The 16,266-nt window shown below is 63.2% G+C and carries 16 protein-coding genes; 7 read left to right on the top strand and 9 right to left on the bottom strand.

Going from position 1 to position 16,266, the window contains the following annotated elements:
• The first annotated feature begins 1 nt into the window (after window position 1).
• The 3 genes from GGD66_RS01945 to GGD66_RS01935 are packed head-to-tail and all read left to right on the top strand — an operon-like array spanning window position 2 to window position 3,164.
• Complete coding sequence (locus tag GGD66_RS01945) at window positions 2-952, top strand: carbohydrate ABC transporter permease (RefSeq protein ID WP_018317512.1); 951 nt, start codon at window positions 2-4, stop codon at window positions 950-952.
• Window positions 949-1,818, top strand: a complete 870-nt coding sequence (locus tag GGD66_RS01940; protein WP_092252965.1) for a carbohydrate ABC transporter permease — start codon at window positions 949-951, stop codon at window positions 1,816-1,818. Before GGD66_RS01945 ends, GGD66_RS01940 begins: the two co-directional genes overlap by 4 nt.
• 11 nt (window positions 1,819-1,829) lie before the next feature.
• Window positions 1,830-3,164, top strand: coding sequence for an ABC transporter substrate-binding protein (locus GGD66_RS01935; RefSeq protein ID WP_183256741.1), 1,335 nt, complete (start codon window positions 1,830-1,832; stop codon window positions 3,162-3,164).
• Between the two features lie 1,763 nt (window positions 3,165-4,927).
• Here the strand turns inward: GGD66_RS01935 and GGD66_RS01930 are convergent.
• Window positions 4,928-5,344, bottom strand: coding sequence for a hypothetical protein (locus tag GGD66_RS01930; RefSeq protein ID WP_183256740.1), 417 nt, complete (start codon window positions 5,342-5,344; stop codon window positions 4,928-4,930).
• A 473-nt stretch (window positions 5,345-5,817) separates the two neighbouring features.
• Here GGD66_RS01930 and rnd point away from each other — a divergent pair, with 473 nt between their 5' ends.
• Entirely contained in the window at window positions 5,818-6,966 is a 1,149-nt protein-coding gene (gene rnd / locus GGD66_RS01925) for a ribonuclease D (protein ID WP_183256739.1), read from the top strand.
• A gap of 185 nt (window positions 6,967-7,151) precedes the next feature.
• Here rnd and GGD66_RS01920 read toward each other — a convergent pair whose 3' ends face one another.
• The 5 genes from GGD66_RS01920 to GGD66_RS01900 form a co-directional block, all read right to left on the bottom strand.
• Entirely contained in the window at window positions 7,152-8,534 is a 1,383-nt protein-coding gene (locus GGD66_RS01920; RefSeq protein ID WP_183256738.1) for an aspartate aminotransferase family protein, read from the bottom strand.
• A gap of 218 nt (window positions 8,535-8,752) precedes the next feature.
• Window positions 8,753-8,923, bottom strand: coding sequence for a hypothetical protein (locus GGD66_RS01915; RefSeq protein WP_162832232.1), 171 nt, complete (start codon window positions 8,921-8,923; stop codon window positions 8,753-8,755).
• A gap of 30 nt (window positions 8,924-8,953) precedes the next feature.
• Entirely contained in the window at window positions 8,954-9,517 is a 564-nt protein-coding gene (locus GGD66_RS01910) for an isochorismatase family protein (RefSeq protein ID WP_183256737.1), read from the bottom strand.
• Window positions 9,518-9,542: 25 nt separating this feature from the next.
• Complete coding sequence (locus GGD66_RS01905; RefSeq protein ID WP_183256736.1) at window positions 9,543-10,163, bottom strand: GNAT family N-acetyltransferase; 621 nt, start codon at window positions 10,161-10,163, stop codon at window positions 9,543-9,545.
• Window positions 10,150-10,767: a hypothetical protein gene (locus tag GGD66_RS01900; protein WP_018317523.1), complete on the bottom strand. Its 618-nt coding sequence runs from the start codon at window positions 10,765-10,767 to the stop codon at window positions 10,150-10,152. The genes GGD66_RS01905 and GGD66_RS01900 overlap by 14 nt, the downstream gene beginning before the upstream one ends.
• 71 nt (window positions 10,768-10,838) lie before the next feature.
• On the opposite strand from GGD66_RS01900, the gene GGD66_RS01895 reads away from it, so the two are divergent.
• On the top strand, window positions 10,839-11,879 hold the full coding sequence (locus tag GGD66_RS01895; RefSeq protein WP_018317524.1) for a LysR family transcriptional regulator: 1,041 nt from the start codon (window positions 10,839-10,841) through the stop codon (window positions 11,877-11,879).
• 111 nt (window positions 11,880-11,990) lie between these two features.
• Here GGD66_RS01895 and GGD66_RS01890 read toward each other — a convergent pair whose 3' ends face one another.
• Entirely contained in the window at window positions 11,991-13,133 is a 1,143-nt protein-coding gene (locus GGD66_RS01890; RefSeq protein ID WP_183256735.1) for an autotransporter outer membrane beta-barrel domain-containing protein, read from the bottom strand.
• 379 nt (window positions 13,134-13,512) lie between these two features.
• Here GGD66_RS01890 and GGD66_RS01885 point away from each other — a divergent pair, with 379 nt between their 5' ends.
• Complete coding sequence (locus tag GGD66_RS01885; RefSeq protein ID WP_007591938.1) at window positions 13,513-13,719, top strand: cold-shock protein; 207 nt, start codon at window positions 13,513-13,515, stop codon at window positions 13,717-13,719.
• A 92-nt stretch (window positions 13,720-13,811) separates the two neighbouring features.
• Here GGD66_RS01885 and purN read toward each other — a convergent pair whose 3' ends face one another.
• Together purN and purM are read right to left on the bottom strand one after the other, a co-directional pair.
• A complete protein-coding gene (gene purN / locus GGD66_RS01880) occupies window positions 13,812-14,465 on the bottom strand; it encodes a phosphoribosylglycinamide formyltransferase (RefSeq protein WP_183257135.1) in 654 nt (217 codons plus the stop codon).
• 14 nt (window positions 14,466-14,479) lie between these two features.
• Window positions 14,480-15,553 carry a phosphoribosylformylglycinamidine cyclo-ligase gene (gene purM, locus GGD66_RS01875; RefSeq protein ID WP_179730688.1) on the bottom strand — a complete coding sequence of 358 codons (1,074 nt, stop codon included), beginning with the start codon at window positions 15,551-15,553 and terminating at the stop codon, window positions 14,480-14,482.
• Between the two features lie 157 nt (window positions 15,554-15,710).
• On the opposite strand from purM, the gene GGD66_RS01870 reads away from it, so the two are divergent.
• Window positions 15,711-16,253, top strand: a complete 543-nt coding sequence (locus GGD66_RS01870) for a CDP-alcohol phosphatidyltransferase family protein (RefSeq protein ID WP_025035876.1) — start codon at window positions 15,711-15,713, stop codon at window positions 16,251-16,253.
• Window positions 16,254-16,266 lie beyond the last annotated feature (13 nt).

Here is a 16,266-nt window from a genome sequence, read left to right as displayed (position 1 = left end):
GATGAGCCTCGCCGAACCCGCGGCTCTTCCGGTCGCGACCTCGGCGGCGCCGCGCCTGGACGTCCTGAAGCGCCTCGGCACGCGCTTCAAAGCTTCGCTGCCCGCCTATCTCCTGTTGCTGCCCTCGCTGGTCTTTCTCGCGCTGTTCACCTATGGCGCGATGGGCCGCGTGTTCATCGATGCGCTCTACCAGCGCGCCACGCCGAAGGCGCCGGTCCGCTTCGTCGGCCTCGACAATATCAGCGCGGTGCTGGCCGACCCCGCCTTCACCGGCGCGGTCGTCAACAATCTCGTCTATGCCATCGGCACGGCGATCCCGAGCATCGGCCTCGCGCTGCTGTTTGCGCTGGCGCTGTCGCGCACAAACGCCGTCAGCAGCGCGCTGCGGGCGGCGCTGTTCCTGCCGGTGCTGATCCCGATGGTCGCGGCCTCGGCGCTGTTCATGTTCATCTTCCTGCCCAATGTCGGCCTGCTCGACTTCTATATCGGCCGCCTGCTTCCGGTGCTGCCGAACTGGCTCGGCGATCCCGACATCGCGCTGTATGCGATCATGATCATCACGATCTGGAAGAACGCCGGCTATTACATGCTGTTCTTCCTCGCCGGTCTCCAGGCCGTGCCTGAGGACGTCATGGAGGCCGCGCATCTCGACGGCGCCGGGCCTTACATGCGCTTCCGCCACATCATCTTGCCCGAGCTCAAGCCCACCTTCCTGTTCGTCATCGTGATCGCCACGCTCAACGCGGTGACGCAGGTCGACCACGTCTTCGTCATGACCCAGGGCGGGCCATCCAATTCGACCAACCTCGTGCTGTTCTACATCTACCAGCAGGCGGTCGAGCATTACGACGTCGGCAAGGCCTCGGCCGCGACGCTGCTGACGCTCGCCGCGCTGATGGGCCTCACCGCGCTTTCCTTCCGCACCATGGCCAACCGCGAGGGCGGGCCATGAAGCTGATCGACGCCCTCTACAAGGACGCCCCGCTCGCCACACGGGGCGAGATCACGCCCAAGCTCGGCTTCCTGCTGACCGTGCTGCTCGCGATCGTCTGGCTCATTCCGTTCCTGTGGATGGTCGTGGCGACGCTGCGCCCGGCCTCCGACGGCATCAATGCCATGGCCGAGCTGATGCCGAGCCTGAAGCCGACGCTCGACAATGTCAGGGATGCCTGGGAGATCGGCGATTTCCCGCGCTACACGCTCAACACCACGATCATCTGTGCCGGCATTTTGCTGGTGCAATTCGTCACGATCACGCTGGCGGGCTTTGCCTTCGCGCGCCTCGACTTCCTCGGCAAGACGCCGATCTTCTATCTGTTCCTGATGCAGCTGATGCTGGTGCCGGTGCTGCTGATCGTGCCGAACCTGTCGCTGGTGGCGCAACTCGGCCTCTACGACACGCTCACCGGCGTGATGATGCCGTTCTTCGCCTCCGCCTTCGGCACCTTCCTGATGCGCCAGGCGTTCGAGGCGATTCCGACCGAGCTGGAAGACGCAGCCCTGATCGACGGCGCCAGCCTGCTCCAGCGCATCCGCCATATCTACGTGCCGCTGTCGATGCCGAGCTTCTCCGCCTTCGCCATCATCTCCGTGACCAGCCACTGGAACGACTTCCTGTGGCCGCTGATGGTGATCAACTCGCCGGACAAGCGGCCGCTCACGGTCGGGCTCTCCGTCTTCACCAAGACCGCCGAAGGCACGCAGGCCTGGGGCACCATCGCCGCCGGCACGCTGATGGTGATCGGCCCGCTGCTCATCACCTTCCTGATCTTCCAGAAGCGCTTCATCAGCTCTTTCGTCACCTCAGGAATCAAATAGGAGATTCTTCGATGCTGTTTTCCCGCAGGCTCATGCTCGGCCTTGCCATGGCAGGCTCCATGGCAAGTGCCCTCGCCCTTCCGGCGCTCGCCGGCGAAGGCCCGACCGAGATCGATCTGTTTTTCCCCGTCCCCGTCGACGGCAAGCTCGCCCGCGACATGGGCACCTTGATCAAGGAGTTCAACGAGACCCATCCGGACGTCAAGGCGACCGCGGTCTACACCGGCTCCTATGACGACACGCTGATCAAGACGCGCGCCGCAATCAAGGCCGGCAAGCCGCCGTCCGCCGTGATCATGTCGGCGAACTTCCTGCTCGACATGCAGATCGAGAACGAGCTCACCAATCTCGATGCCCTGATCAAGGCCGACGGCACCACCAAGGAGCAGTTCCTCGGCCAGTTCTTCCCGGCGCTGCAGGGCAACGCGGTGATCAACCGCTCGGTCTACGGCGTGCCCTTCCATAATTCGACGCCGCTGCTCTACATCAACGCCGACAAGGCCAAGGAAGCCGGCCTCGATCCGAGCAAGCCGCCGCAGACCTGGGCCGAGCTCACCGACTGGGCCAAGAAGCTCACCAAGCGCGAGGGCGACAAGGTGACCCAATGGGGCATCGCGATCCCCTGCGCCTACGACTATTGCGGCTGGATGATGGAAACGCTCACCATGAGCAATGGCGGGCGCTACTACAACGAGGAGTTCGGCGGCGAGGTCTATTACGACACGCCTTCGATGCTCGGCGCACTGACCTGGTGGAATGACCTCGTCTACAAGCACAAGGTCCACGCCCCCGGCGCCACGCCTGGCCCTGCCGTCAGCACTTCCTTCATCTCCGGCAACGCCGCGATGATGATGCTGTCGACGGGCTCGCTCACTTTCGTGCGCGACAACGCCAAGTTCGCCTACAAGGTCGCCTTCATCCCGCGCAACGTCCGCAACGCCGTGCCGATCGGCGGCGCCTCGCTGATCGTTCCGGCCGGCCTCGAGGCCGACAAGCAGAAGGCTGCATGGACGCTGATCAAGTGGATGACCTCGCCCGAGAAGACCGGCTGGTGGAGCCGCGCCACCGGCTATTTCGCGCCCAACATGGCCGCCTACAAAACGCCCGAGATGGTCGACTTCCTCAACAAGAACCCCGACGCCAAGACTGCCGTCGAGCAACTCGACGTCGCAAAGCCCTGGTTCGCGACCTACAAGACCGTGCCGGTGCGCAAGAACCTCGAGGACGAGGTGATGCTGGTCCTCAACGGCAAGAAGCAGCCGAAGGAAGCCCTGATCGCCGCGCAGAAGGCCGCGGATGAGACGCTGAAGCCGTACAATGCAGAGACGTCGCTGAAGCTGCCGTAAGAACGGTTGCAAACGGCCCTCGGCGCTCCGCCATATGGGGCGCCGGAAGGACTGTGCGCTAGCAATCGAACGATGCCGGCCGCGCAGAGTGTAGTGGCGGCCAAGCATCTGCTGGACAGCAGCAGGCGATGACGTCGTCAGCATAGGTTAGCTCAGTACCGCAGTGATACCGTTATTGTGCGCGAGGTCGTCGGTGTACGCGATGATAGCGTCAAACTCGCCTAAACGCCGCGCGACATCTGGAACGGATGCCGGCTCGCCCTGTTGTTCTGTGGACGAGGTCGCGAGTTAGGTCATCGATTTCGGCCTTCGCGGACATCCTTATCTCTGCCTTCAGAACTTGAAATAGATCGGTTTCCGGACAGGCCAGCGATTTGGATCGCAGCGAGGCAACATACGCATCTAGGTAGCCGATCTGGCTTTGACGAAGGCGAAGGAATCCTCACCGTTGCAACTGACTCTGGCGCCTAGCAACTCTATAGGCGGCCTGTTCTAGGCGCCTCGCCCTCGACCAGCACCCGCGCAATGCTGATTTCGACTATATGGACTTGTCTTCAGAGGTGAGGTGCGTCGGACGCGCTTATGCATCTCCGCCTGCTTCTTCGCCGACCTAACATGCGACACTTTGGCGTGGTGCAATTTTGACGTCACACAACCTTTGGTATTGACTCGCTCAAAAGTTGTTGGCCTCCTATGACCATTTTCAACAGAGGAGGTATTTTGTGATTAGGCTCTTCGCCATTTTTCTCGCTGCTGCGGCCTTCGCAACATCAGCTCGCGCGGAAGATCAGATTGCAGCACAACAAGCGCCCACAACTAAGGCGTTGCCGGAATTTCTGAAAGAATTCGGCTTCGATGTTCGCCAGCAGCGGCAAGACAACCAAACATTTTATGTGATCGGCAAAGCGGCAATGCCATCGCAGATCGTAACAGAGGTGCTAGCAACCCCGCTCCGAGATTTGCTCACGGTAACTGGCAATAGATCGGTCACAGAACCCATCCTTCGCTTCAACGAAGTCGTCTTTAATCCTAAGGGTGTACTCACCTGGAGTATACCGGACCGGAGCAACGACGGAAACTACGTGGTGCTAGCGGCCAAGAAGCTTGTTCTCAATACACCAGCACAGCTCTCTGAGCTTGCACGCTTGGTCGTAAACCCTCATCTTTCGTCTGCGGACCTAAAAGGGTCCGACAGCCGTCCCGGTCCGCAAGGCTGGACTTCTGGGACCGACGATGGAGCCAACGGCGGCCGAGGAGGAAATGGTCCTACCGGAGGTAACGGGGGAGCGTATACCTTTCCCGCGATCTATATCGTTTTCCAAAGCTTGGAGATCAACACGGCCAACCCAGCCATTACCTCGGCCCTCCGAATTGAATCAGTAGGTCTAGCGGGCGGTGCCGGCGGTCGAGGCGGAGACGGGGGACCGGGAGGCCCGGGCAGTCGCGGTACGCCGGGAGATCGAAATTGCCCGCTGCCGGGCGTTTGCTATTGCACTGCTGGACCTGGAAATGGCGGCAACGGCGGAGATGGCGGTTCGGGGGGTAAAGGCGGAGACAGCGGAAGAGGCGGCGCAGGTGGATCGATTTTCTTTCTTGGGCCACTAGCTGAGCTGAACAAGACGCCTAGGATCGAGATATCCCAAACTGGGGGCAAGAGTGGTGCAGTTGGAATGCCGGGCTCTCCGGGAGGCGGCGGGCCAGGTGGAGGCGGCGGCTCGAAGCCTTTCGAGTGCGTGAACGGAGGTGGATCAGGCTCAGGTGGGTCAGCCGGATCGCCTCCTAATCTGGGGCCAGGATTGAAAAAGCCTGATGGACTCGACGGCGCAGCTTTCAAGTCCGAGCGAGACAATTCCGATCTTTTCTAAAATCCCTAGCTGCACCGGTCTCGGTAATCGGTGCAGCTCCGAATCGGGCACCACGGTCACGCGCGGCATTGCCGGTTTACTCTTGAGCATTGCGGATGGCCGCGTTTTCTCGGCGGGACATACTCTGTCGACGAGCCCCGGCGCATCCATCTCGTCCTTGATCGGCACAGCCGCGGCGACGGTTTCGACGGCGGCAGATCGACCAAGTCGGGCGCGATCGTCGACTACGCCGCCGAATTCATTAGATGACGCTGATGCATCGCTCCAGCATATGGGAGCAGCCGAGTTGCCGGGTTTGTTGGCGCCCAGTTTCACTGTTTATCCTTGGTCCCAAAGAGGGCGAGGTTGTTCAATTGCTCCAGTACCAGTTTTGTCGGAGCAACCTTCGGGCAGATAGAAGGCGAACATGCGGCCGCGCAGTTCAACAGTCGAGCCACCGTTCACCTGCCACGTTAACCCGCCATCCACCATCCGGCCCACCCCGCCGCCGGTAACCATCGCAATTAACAGACCCTCAACGCACCCCCGACAAATCTATCAATGTTTCTGGAGATATTCGCCGTGGATCTGTTGGTTTTCGAGTTCCTGGGGCTGGCGCTGGTCGCCATGTGCGTGGTCGTGGTGGCGTTGCCCTGCGCCCGCAAATCCTCGCACCGGGTCCGCTACGAATAGGAATTTCGTCGGAAAAAGCGATTTCCGTTCAAATACAAGGCTCGAATTCGCATCGAGCCCCTTGACATCACAGCGCTTTCGGCAGAACGGCTGATATCAAGTGTCATGGGCCGTTCATGGATTTGATTACCACCACCGCTGACCTCGCGGCTGCCTGCAGCCGGCTGGCTAAGCACCCCGTCATTACCGTCGATACCGAGTTCCTGCGCGAGACCACCTACTACCCGCTGCTATGCGTGGTGCAGATGGCCAGCGCCGAGGAAGCCGTCGTCGTCGATACCCTGGCCGAGGGGATTGACCTCAAGCCGTTCTTCGAACTGATGGCCGATGAGAGCGTGCTGAAGGTCTTCCACGCCGCCCGTCAGGACATCGAGATCATCTGGCACCAGGCCAACATCATCCCTCATCCGGTGTTCGACACCCAGGTTGCTGCGATGGTGCTCGGATACGGCGACAGCATCGCCTACGACGCGCTGGTCGAGAAAGTCACCGGCCACCGCCCGGACAAGACCCACCGCTTCACCGACTGGTCGCGCCGGCCGCTGACCAAGGAGCAGATGCACTACGCCGTGTCCGACGTCACGCATTTGCGCGACGTGTTCGCAGCGCTCGATGCCGACCTCAAGAAGCGCCGTCGCAGCGAATGGGTCTCCATCGAGATGGAGGTCCTGACCTCCCCCCGGACCTACGACTTCCACCCCGAGCGGGCCTGGGAGCGGCTCAAGACGCGCGTGCGCAAGCCGAAGGATCTCGCGGTCCTGATGGAGGTCGCCGCTTGGCGCGAGCAGGAAGCGCAGAGCCGCGACGTGCCGCGCGGCCGCGTGCTGCGCGACGAGGCCATCAGCGATATCGCGACCCACGCGCCGAACACGCTGGAAAAGCTCGCCCATCTGCGCTCGGTGCCGAAGGGTTTTGAAAAATCCAAATGGGGCGCGGACATCGTCGCCGCGGTCGAGCGCGGGCTGGCACGGGATTTTGCGACGCTGCCGAAGCTGGAGAAGCCGCGCAACAACAACAACGGCGCCGCCATCGTCGAGCTCTTGAAGGTGCTGCTGCGCATGACCGCCGAGAAGCATGCGGTCGCCAGCAAGGTGATCGCGACCGTCGACGATCTCGAGGAGATCGCGGCCGACGACGAAGCCGACGTGCCGGCACTGCGCGGCTGGCGCCGCGAGCTGTTCGGCGACGCTGCCTTGAAGCTCAAGCGCGGCGAGCTGGCGCTGGCGATCGAGAAGGGCCGCGTGATCGGAGTTCAGCGGGCGTAATGTTCAGCTGAGCGGATCAACTGTTAGCTCGTCATCCTGAGGTGCGAGGCGGGCGGTGCAACGCACCGCACGATGAGCCTCGAAGGATGAACGCCCGCGCAGTAGCAGCCGGGCCGTCGCCCTTCGAGGGCCTCTGAAGAAGCGGCCACCTCAGGGTGACGGTGATAGATTTGAGGCGGCTTGCCCTACGCCGGCGTCAGCTTGGCCACTTCCGCCTTCATGTCGTTCAACACGCCGGAGATCGCGTCCACCAGCCCGTCGATGTCCGCCTTGGTGACGATCAGCGGCGGGCAGATGGCGATGGCGTCCAGCATGTTGCGCGAGATCACGCCGCGCTCCTGGAGCATGCGGCTGGCGATGCCGCCGACGGCGCCCGGCGTCGCCGCTGCGGTCTTGCGGCCCTTGTCGAGCACGAGCTCGATCGCCGCGATCATGCCGACGCCGCGAACCTCGCCGACCAGCGGATGGCTGGTGAGCTCGCGCAGTCTGCCCTGCATGTAAGCGCCGAGCTCGGCGGCATGTGCGACCAAGCCGCGCTCCTCGATGATCCTGAGGTTTTCCAGCGCAACCGCCGAACCGACCGGATGACCGCCCGCAGTGAAGCCGTGGCCGAGCACGCCGATCTTGTTGCTCTCGTCCGCGATCGGCTCGAACATGCGGTCGTTCATGATGATCGCCGAGAACGGGAAATAGCTCGAGGTGATCTGCTTGGAGACCACGAGCACGTCGGGCTTGATGCCGTAGGTCTCGCAGCCGAACATCTTGCCGGTGCGGCCGAAGCCGCAGATCACCTCGTCGGCGACCAGCAGGATGTCGTACTTGTTCAGGACCGCCTGGATCTTGTCCCAATAGGTCGCCGGCGGCACGATGACGCCGCCCGCGCCCATCACCGGCTCGCCGAAGAACGCCGCGATCGTATCGGGCCCTTCCTTCTGGATCAGCGCGTCGAGCTCCTCGGCCCGGCGCGTCGCAAAGGCTTCCTCGCTCTCGCCGGGCGCGCCGTCCTTGTAGAAATGCGGCGAGCCCGTATGCAGGATGTTCGGCAGCGGCAGGTCGAACGAGCGGTGGTTGTTCGGCAGGCCGGTGAGGCTCGCCGAGGCAATGGTGACGCCGTGATAGGCGCGCATCCGGCTGATCACCTTCTTGCGCTGCGGCTGGCCGAGCGCGTTGGAGCGATAGGCGATCAGCTTGAGGACGGTGTCGTTGGCTTCCGAGCCGGAATTGGTGAAGAACACCTTGCTCATCGGCACAGGCGCGAGCGCGACCAGCTTCTCGGCAAGGTCGATCGAGGGCCCGTGCGATTTGGCGGAGAACGTGTGATAGAACGGCAGCGCCTGCATCTGCTTGTGCGCGGCCTCGACCAGCCGCTTCTCGTTGAAGCCCAGCCCAACGCTCCACAGGCCGGCCATCGCCTCGAAATAGCGCTTGCCCGACGCATCGAAGACGTAAGGACCCTCGCCGCGCTCGATCACCAGGGGACCTGCCTGCTGATGGGTGCGCGCGTTGGTGTAGGGATGGAGCTGATAGGCTACATCCCGGGCCTCTTGCGAATTGGGCAGCATGGACATTTGCGAAGATCCTTGAAAGCGTCACGTCGCAGGCATAGCCGGCGTCATCACTCGATGATCAAGTACCTTGGCTATTGCGACAGCGCAGAACTTGCAACGCCAATTCGTCGGCAGCAAGCGCTCAGCAGCGATGCACAAAGATGCACGCGACAAAGCTGCACGTGACATTGCCGCACGTGACAAATCCGCTCATGACGAAGCAACATGTGGAGCATCTCTCATGCCGCGTCGTCGTCATGCCCGTCGTCAGTGCCGGCAGCGGCCTCCCTCACCTCCACCAGCGCCATCGAGAGCAGATAGACCGTCGTCGGCAAACCAAGCCCGCGCGCCCTCTCGGCCGCACGCGACAGATCACTCGCCAGCTCCTTGAGCTCGTCTCCCCGTGACAATCTCTCACCCCATCCGCCGGCCGCGGCCGCCTACACCGCAACGGCGCCGCTGGTTCTGATCAGTTCGGCGCTGGACTGGATTGTAGCAAAATTCCCGATGACATTCACTACCGCATGCTTATAGGCGGCGGCATCGCCCGTACCCGGCTGCCGGCAGGCCACGGCGTCAGCGACGACCTGATAGCGATGGCTGCGGTGAAACCCGTCGGTAGCCGTGGCCAGGATGGTCTCGTCCAGGGAAAAACCGATCAAAATGCAGCGTACAGTCCGGATATTGGACATGTAGTCCACAAACCGCGACGAGCTGTAGGCCGACGGCAGCGGATGGTCGAACGTCATCTCTCCCGGCCGCGGCTTGGTCTCCGCGATCCAATCGGTCAGCCTCGATGCCGGATTGAACCACGCCGCCTGCGCGATGCGCTTCAGATGCATCACCGGCCAGAGATGGCCCCGCCACAAGGTCAGCAGTTCCAGGCAGCGCGCCGTCACAGCGTCGCCGTCGAGGACGACGTGGCGTCGCCCAGGGGTCAGATACTCGACCTGGAGATCCGCGCAGACCAGGATCGGCGGATCATCGTGGATAGAAGCCAGCATTGTCTTGCGCAGAGCTGCACCAGTTTCAACGGTCGGCGAGCGCGAGGTCCCGCAGCGGTGAAGTCACCGCCCGCCCCGCCGAGGCATCAAGCACGCCCGGCCGGTCCCAATCACCTTCGGGGCGGATGATCACGTAGGGATCGCTGTCCAGCGTGATCGCGTCCGGGCCCGGCTCGATCTCCAGCAGCATTTCCGTGTAGGCAAAATCCGAGAAGGTGATCTTGCGATTGTGGCCGAGCGGCTTGGCGCCGAAATGGGCCCAGAAATCGACCAGCCTGTCCTGTGCCTGGCCGTAGATCTTGCGAAAGCCCTTGCGCTTCACATAGTCGACGCTGGCCTGCACCAGCTTGAACGAGACGCGCGAGCGCCGGTATTGGTGACGGACCGCGAGCCGCTCCACCTTGGCGAAATCGCCGAAGAAGCGCACCCGCAGGCAGCCTGCGGGCTCGTTGCCGACGAAGCCGATGAAATGGGCCGCGACCATGTCGTTGCCGTCGAACTCCTCCTCGAACGGACAATCCTGCTCGGCGAGATAGACCGCCGAGCGAATGGCGGTGACCAGCATGAGATCGCTTGGATCGCGCGCAAGGCGGATGGTGATGGCGCGGGAACAGGGCTGGGCGACAGGGATCCTAGTACCGTGCATCTGCAAAACTCCTTGCTTGGATGATCGCGCCCGGCATGCGCAGCGGCTGGCGATGCCAGGGCCGCTCGTAGCACCAGAGGTCGGGCTGGAAGCTCGGGACCGGCGCAAAGCCGGTCGCCTTCATGATGTCGCGTCCGGCCACGGTTGACGGCTGCGCATAGCAATCGGCGCTGCGGAACCTTAGCTGTCGCAGATGTGCTGCAGCCTTGCCGAGACCGGCGATACCGCGTCCCGTCGCCGCGATCGCCCAGATATAGATGGCAGCGACCTCTTCGTTCGCGGAAGCGAGATAGCGCGTCTCGGGCGCGGTGAGGCAGATCTCGTCGAGGAGCAACGCATCGTGCCCGCGGTCATTGAGAAACAGGAAGGCCATGCCGCCGACGAGATCGCCCTTCCGGCTGAACGTCAGGATGCTCTGGGGATCGAACGTGAAGTAATGCGCAAGCTCGGCTGTCCCGATCCGCACGCCCGGCACCAGCCGGTGCGCCATCTGCGAAAGCGGTGCAATTTCGGACAATTGCGCGCAGCGGACATCCACATCCGGGCTCAGCGGCAAGGCGTCGAAATCATGCCTTGCGGCAAACGAGCCCCTTTCCATACCCATGTCACGCCTCTATCGTTCGAGACTTTCGTGCCCCGCTACGCCGACGAGCTTAGCGGCTGGGGATCAGGAGTATGCAGCAGTTATTGCACCGGGGTGCTGCGATGACGCAGCACCGTGAAGAAGTCCTGGGCGCGTCCTGGGACGATTTGAAACTGTTTTTAGCGTGCGCAAAGTATAAAAGTTTTCGCAATGCCGCCGAGGAGCTCGGGCTCACCTCGACCACGCTGATGCGCCGCGTCGACCGGCTCGAAGAGAGCATCGGCTGCAAGCTGTTCCTGCGCGACCAGAGCGGGCTCACGCTCAGCGATGAAGGCATCGCGATGATCGCCGACGTTGCGCATATGGAGCGTCATGCCTTCAACGTCTTCCGGCGCGCCGCGCGGTCGTCGAACGACACATCAGGCACAGTGCGCGTCGCGGTGACGGAAGGCCCGGGCAATTTCTGGATCCTGCCGCGACTGATCGACTTCCAGAAGACCTACCGCAGGATCACCGTCGATCTGCGCTGCGCGATGGAGCAGGCCGACGTCGCACGGCTTGAATCGGACATCGCGATCCAGCTCGAGCCGCCGACCAATCCGGATCTGATCGTCGCCAAGCTCGGGCGTCTGCACATCTATCCCTTCGTCTCCAAGGAGTACGAAAATCTCTACGGCGTGCCGGCGACCCTGGCCGACCTGAAGAACCACCGCATCATCAAGCAGAGCGCGCCGCAGGTCGACGACGGCGCCTACGCGCGCGTGCTCGGACTGAAGTCGCTCGAGGGCATCGTTGGGATCAAGACCAATTCCTCGGTCGGCGTGCTCTATGCAGTCGAGCGCGGCGCCGGCATCGGCTTCCTGCCGACGGTCTCGACCGCGCTCGGCGCGCCGCTGATCGCCGTCGATCTCGGCGTCAGCCACCACGCCGATCTCTGGCTCACCTATCACCGGGAATTCCGCACCTCCGAGCGCCACAAGATCGTGGTCGACTGGCTGAAGAAGATCTTCGATCCCAAGACCTATCCCTGCTTCCGCGACGAGTTCATCCATCCGAACGCGCTGGTGCCGATGATGACGGCGGCGCGCGAGGGTTTTGGATTGACGGGATATGTCGCGGCGACGCCGACCTAAAGCATGATCCGGAAAAGTGCGCAGCGGTTTTCCGAAAAGATCATGCTCAAACAACAACCTAAAGCGCGATGGCGATTCATCCTAATCGCATCGCGCTTTAGGAGGCTGCGCCTACCAGCGATATTCGAAGCCGACCGTGCCCTGGTGCGAGGTCAGCTCGTTGCGGAACTTGCCGTCGTAATTGACGTAAAGCCGCGCCACGCTGGTCAAGCTGAGCGAAGCCGAGGCACCGGCATCCACGCCGTAACGGCTCTCGCCGATGCCGGGAACGACGATGTTCTGAGCGCCGAGGCTGACCTGGACTGAGCCCAGATCCTGGTGGAAATTGTCGACGAACTTGCCGTAGCCGGACAGGTCCAGGATCTTCTGGTCGATGATGAAGTAGCGGCCGATCTCGGCCCCGATCATGATGCGTGCGCGTGAGAGCGCCGTCGAGCCGACGTTGAGCGGATCGAGGCCGCCGACCTCCTGGAACGCCGCACTGGTGGCACGCACATATTCCAGTGCGCCTTTGGGCACGATGCGCATCTGGTCCTTGGTCCAGTAATAGCTGATCTCGGTCAGCGCGCCGTCGACCGCGGCGCGATAGCCCGCGGTCGCAAGGCCAAGGCCGGTGTCGCGGCTGGAACGGACCTTGCCGAAACCGTGCACCACGGCAAAAGCCCAGGTCCATGGCCCCTTGTCGACCGAGCCGTTGAAGCCGATTTGCGTCAGGTCGAGCGTGGCCGATTGCAGCGCCAGCGGCACGTCGATGTCGGTATGGCTCTGGTCGACGGAAAAGCCGAGATTGACGCCCGGGGCCACGCGCGCGCCGAAGCCGGCGACGCCGCCAACCGTCTTGCGCCGGTCGCCGACGAAGTCGCCTTGCGCATCGGTCCGGACCGAGATGCCGTAGCCCTCGAACCAGGTGCGGTAGCGCGGATCTTCAGTGCTGGCGGACGCGCCGCCGCCGCCGGGATTGGTGCGGAATGTCCGGTTGAAACCGTTCGACGCCTGGTTGCCGAGCCGCTCCAGGAAGTTCGAGCCGAGATCGAGCGCAGCGTTGCCGGCCGACGGGGACGGGATCGGGGTGGGTGACGGCGTGGGCGTCGGTGTCGGGGTCGGCGTAGGCGTCGGGCTTTGCGCGAAGACCGGCGACGTGGCCGACATCATCACGACGATCGCAAACGCCGCCGCGATCGCTGCCGCGACCCTGCGGACGCGGTCCAGCCCGATCGTCCGCCGTGTCCCGGAGGGCTGCGATGTGCAGCACATGACGACAAATCCCGAAGCAAATGGCGGCGCGCAAAAATGCAACACGCGCGGCGCACGCATGTCGCGATTTGTGCCGAACTGCTACGGAGGGTCAACCGCTTAGCCCGCGGTCACCGAGGCTATTGCCCTCGATTGTGGTTCCGCGGCCACAGGTCGGAAATTGCAGAACGGCACAATCCGCCCGCCCTTGAAATTTAACCGCAGCTTGCTAACGGGCGATTTTCATGTTGCAATGTTGGACACAATCGGAATTGGCCGCTCTGCTGTGCGTTTCGCGACATTGAGATTCAAGACTCGAACAGACTCCCGGAAGCCCGTTTGTGGCGTGGCACGCGAAAAGCGGCCGCGTCTTTTTTATATCTAGTGGAGGAGACTGAGGATGCCGCAAAAGGGCACCGTCAAATGGTTCAACCCGACCAAGGGCTATGGGTTCATCAAGCCGAACGGCAGCGACAAGGACGTGTTCGTCCACATCTCCGCCGTCGAGCGTGCCGGACTTTCGACCCTCAACGAGAACCAGGTGGTTGAATACGACCTCGTGGAGAACCGCGGCAAGGCATCCGCGGAGAACCTCAAGGTCTCCTGAATTCTCTCAAAGCCAAAGCGCGAGAGATCATGACGTTGCCCCCGGCTCTGCCGGGGGATTTTGTTTGTGAAGACCGCCGCGAGGACGGCGCTTCAGCTCACCACCGGCGCAACCAGAAAATTCTCCGACGCGGAGCTTCCGTCCGTCTTGCACACATCGCCCTCGATCCGGACCTTGCCGGTCGCGAGCAGCCGCAGCGCTTCGGGATAGATGCGGTGCTCGACTTCGAGGATGCGCTCCGACAGCGTATCCCCCGTGTCGTGATCGCCGACGGGAACCGCGCCCTGCATCACGATCGGGCCAGCATCGGTCTCGGGGATCACGAAGTGCACCGTCGCGCCTGATAGCTTGACGCCGGCGCGCAGCGCCTGGCCGTGCGGATCGAGGCCGGGGAAGGACGGCAGCAGCGACGGATGGATGTTGAGCATCCGCCCGTACCAGGCCCTGGTGAACTCGGCCGTGAACAGGCGCATGAAGCCGCCGAGACAAATCAGCTCGATGCCGTGCTGGTCGAGCGCCGCCTGCAGCACCTTTTCGAAGCCGGCGCGGTCCTTGCCGAACGGCTTGCTCTCGATCACCAGCGTGTTCACGCCGGCCGCCTTGGCCCGCTCGAGCCCGAGCGCATCGGCTTTGTTCGAAATGACGAGCGAGATATCCGCCGGGAAATCCGCGGCAGTGGCGGCCCTGATCAGCGCGGACATGTTGGAGCCGCGGCCGGAGATCAGGATGGCGACGCGGCGCTTCATCACAGCGCCAGTCATCACAGCGCCATGTCGAGATGGCCGTTATAGACGACGCGGTGCTCGCCCTCGGCCGGGATCACGGTGCCGAGCTGCGCCACCGTCTCGCCGGCATCGGTGAAGACCTGCATGACCTGGTCGACCTTGTCGGGCTCGACGATCGCGATCATGCCGATGCCGCAGTTGAAGGTGCGCAGCATCTCCAGCTCGGCGATGCCGGCCTGCGCCGCCAGCCATTTGAACACCGGCAGCACCGGAAGGCGGGCCAGATCGATGCCGACGCCGAGGTTGCTCGGCAGCACGCGCGGAATGTTGTCGGTGAAGCCGCCGCCGGTGATGTGGGCAAGGCCCTTCACCGCGCCGGTCTCGCGGATCGCGCGCAGGCAGGATTTGACGTAGAGCTTCGTCGGCGTCAGCAGCGCGCCGCCAAGGGTCATGACCGGGGCGAACGGCGCTGGCGCCTCGAAGCCAAGGCCCGATTGTTCCACGATCTTGCGCACCAGCGAGAAGCCGTTCGAATGCACCCCCGATGAGGCGAGGCCAATGACGGCGTCGCCGGCCGCGATGTCCTTGCGCGGCAGCAACGTCCCCCGCTCCGCGGCACCGACGGCAAAGCCGCCGAGGTCGTAATCGCCGTCCTTGTACAGGCCGGGCATCTCGGCGGTCTCGCCGCCGATCAGGGCGCAGCCGGATTCGCGGCAGCCTTCGGCGACGCCTGCGACGATCGAGGCCGTGGCTTCCGGATCGAGCTTGCCGCAGGCGAAATAATCCAGGAAGAACAGCGGCTCGGCGCCCTGCACCACGAGGTCGTTGACGCTCATGGCGACGAGGTCGATGCCGATCCCGCCATGCAGGCCGGTCTCGATCGCGATCTTGACCTTGGTGCCGACGCCGTCGGTCGCGGCCACGAGGACCGGATCCTTGAAACCGGCCGCCTTGAGGTCGAACAGGCCGCCGAAACCGCCGATCTCGGCGTCGGCGCCCGGCCGTGCGGTGGCGCGCACCATCGGCTTGATCAGGTCGACCAGGCGGTTGCCCGCATCGATATCGACGCCTGAATCGGCGTAAGTGAGGCCGTTTTTGCGGTCGGTCATGCCCGATTTCCAGTGGGTTCGCGGCTGGTTACGTCGAATTCCGGGGACGCGCAATGGCTCGCATGGCGCACCGCCGTATACTATGTAGAGATATCAACCGGTTCAGCCTCCCGAGAGGCCGGATTCGAGGTCAGACCGGGTGCCGGGAAGCGCTTTCGTGAGTATTCCGAACATCATTACCCTGGGCCGCATCATGCTGGTCCCGATCATCGTCTGGGCCATCGTGTCGAGCCAAATGGAGGTCGCGTTCGCCGTCTTCCTGATCGCCGGTATCAGCGACGCCGTGGACGGCTTCCTGGCCAAGCGCTTCAACATGACGAGCGAGCTCGGCGCCCTGCTCGACCCGCTCGCGGACAAGGCGCTGCTGGTCTCGATCTACATGGCGCTCGGCATCTGGGGCGCAATTCCGCGCTGGATCGTGATCCTGGTGGTCTCGCGCGACATCATGATCGTCGCCGCCGTGATCGTGTCCTGGCTGTTCGACCGGCCCGTCGAGATGAAGCCGTCGAAAGTGTCCAAGCTCAACACGGTTGCACAAGTGGCGTTCGCGGCGCTCGTGCTGGCGGCGCTTGCCTTCGGCTTCAAGCCGGCCCCTTATGATATCATCCTGATGGGCCTCGTCACGGTCTTCACGCTCTCCTCCGTGTCGCTCTATCTGGTCGAGTGGCTGCGGCACATGAGTACGATCGAGGCCAAATGAGAGGGGATGCGGC

The organism is Bradyrhizobium sp. CIR48 (assembly GCF_014198315.1).
Taxonomy (GTDB): domain Bacteria; phylum Pseudomonadota; class Alphaproteobacteria; order Rhizobiales; family Xanthobacteraceae; genus Bradyrhizobium.
Note: the sequence above shows the minus strand (reverse complement) of the source record. Positions and strands in the feature narration are given on the sequence as shown.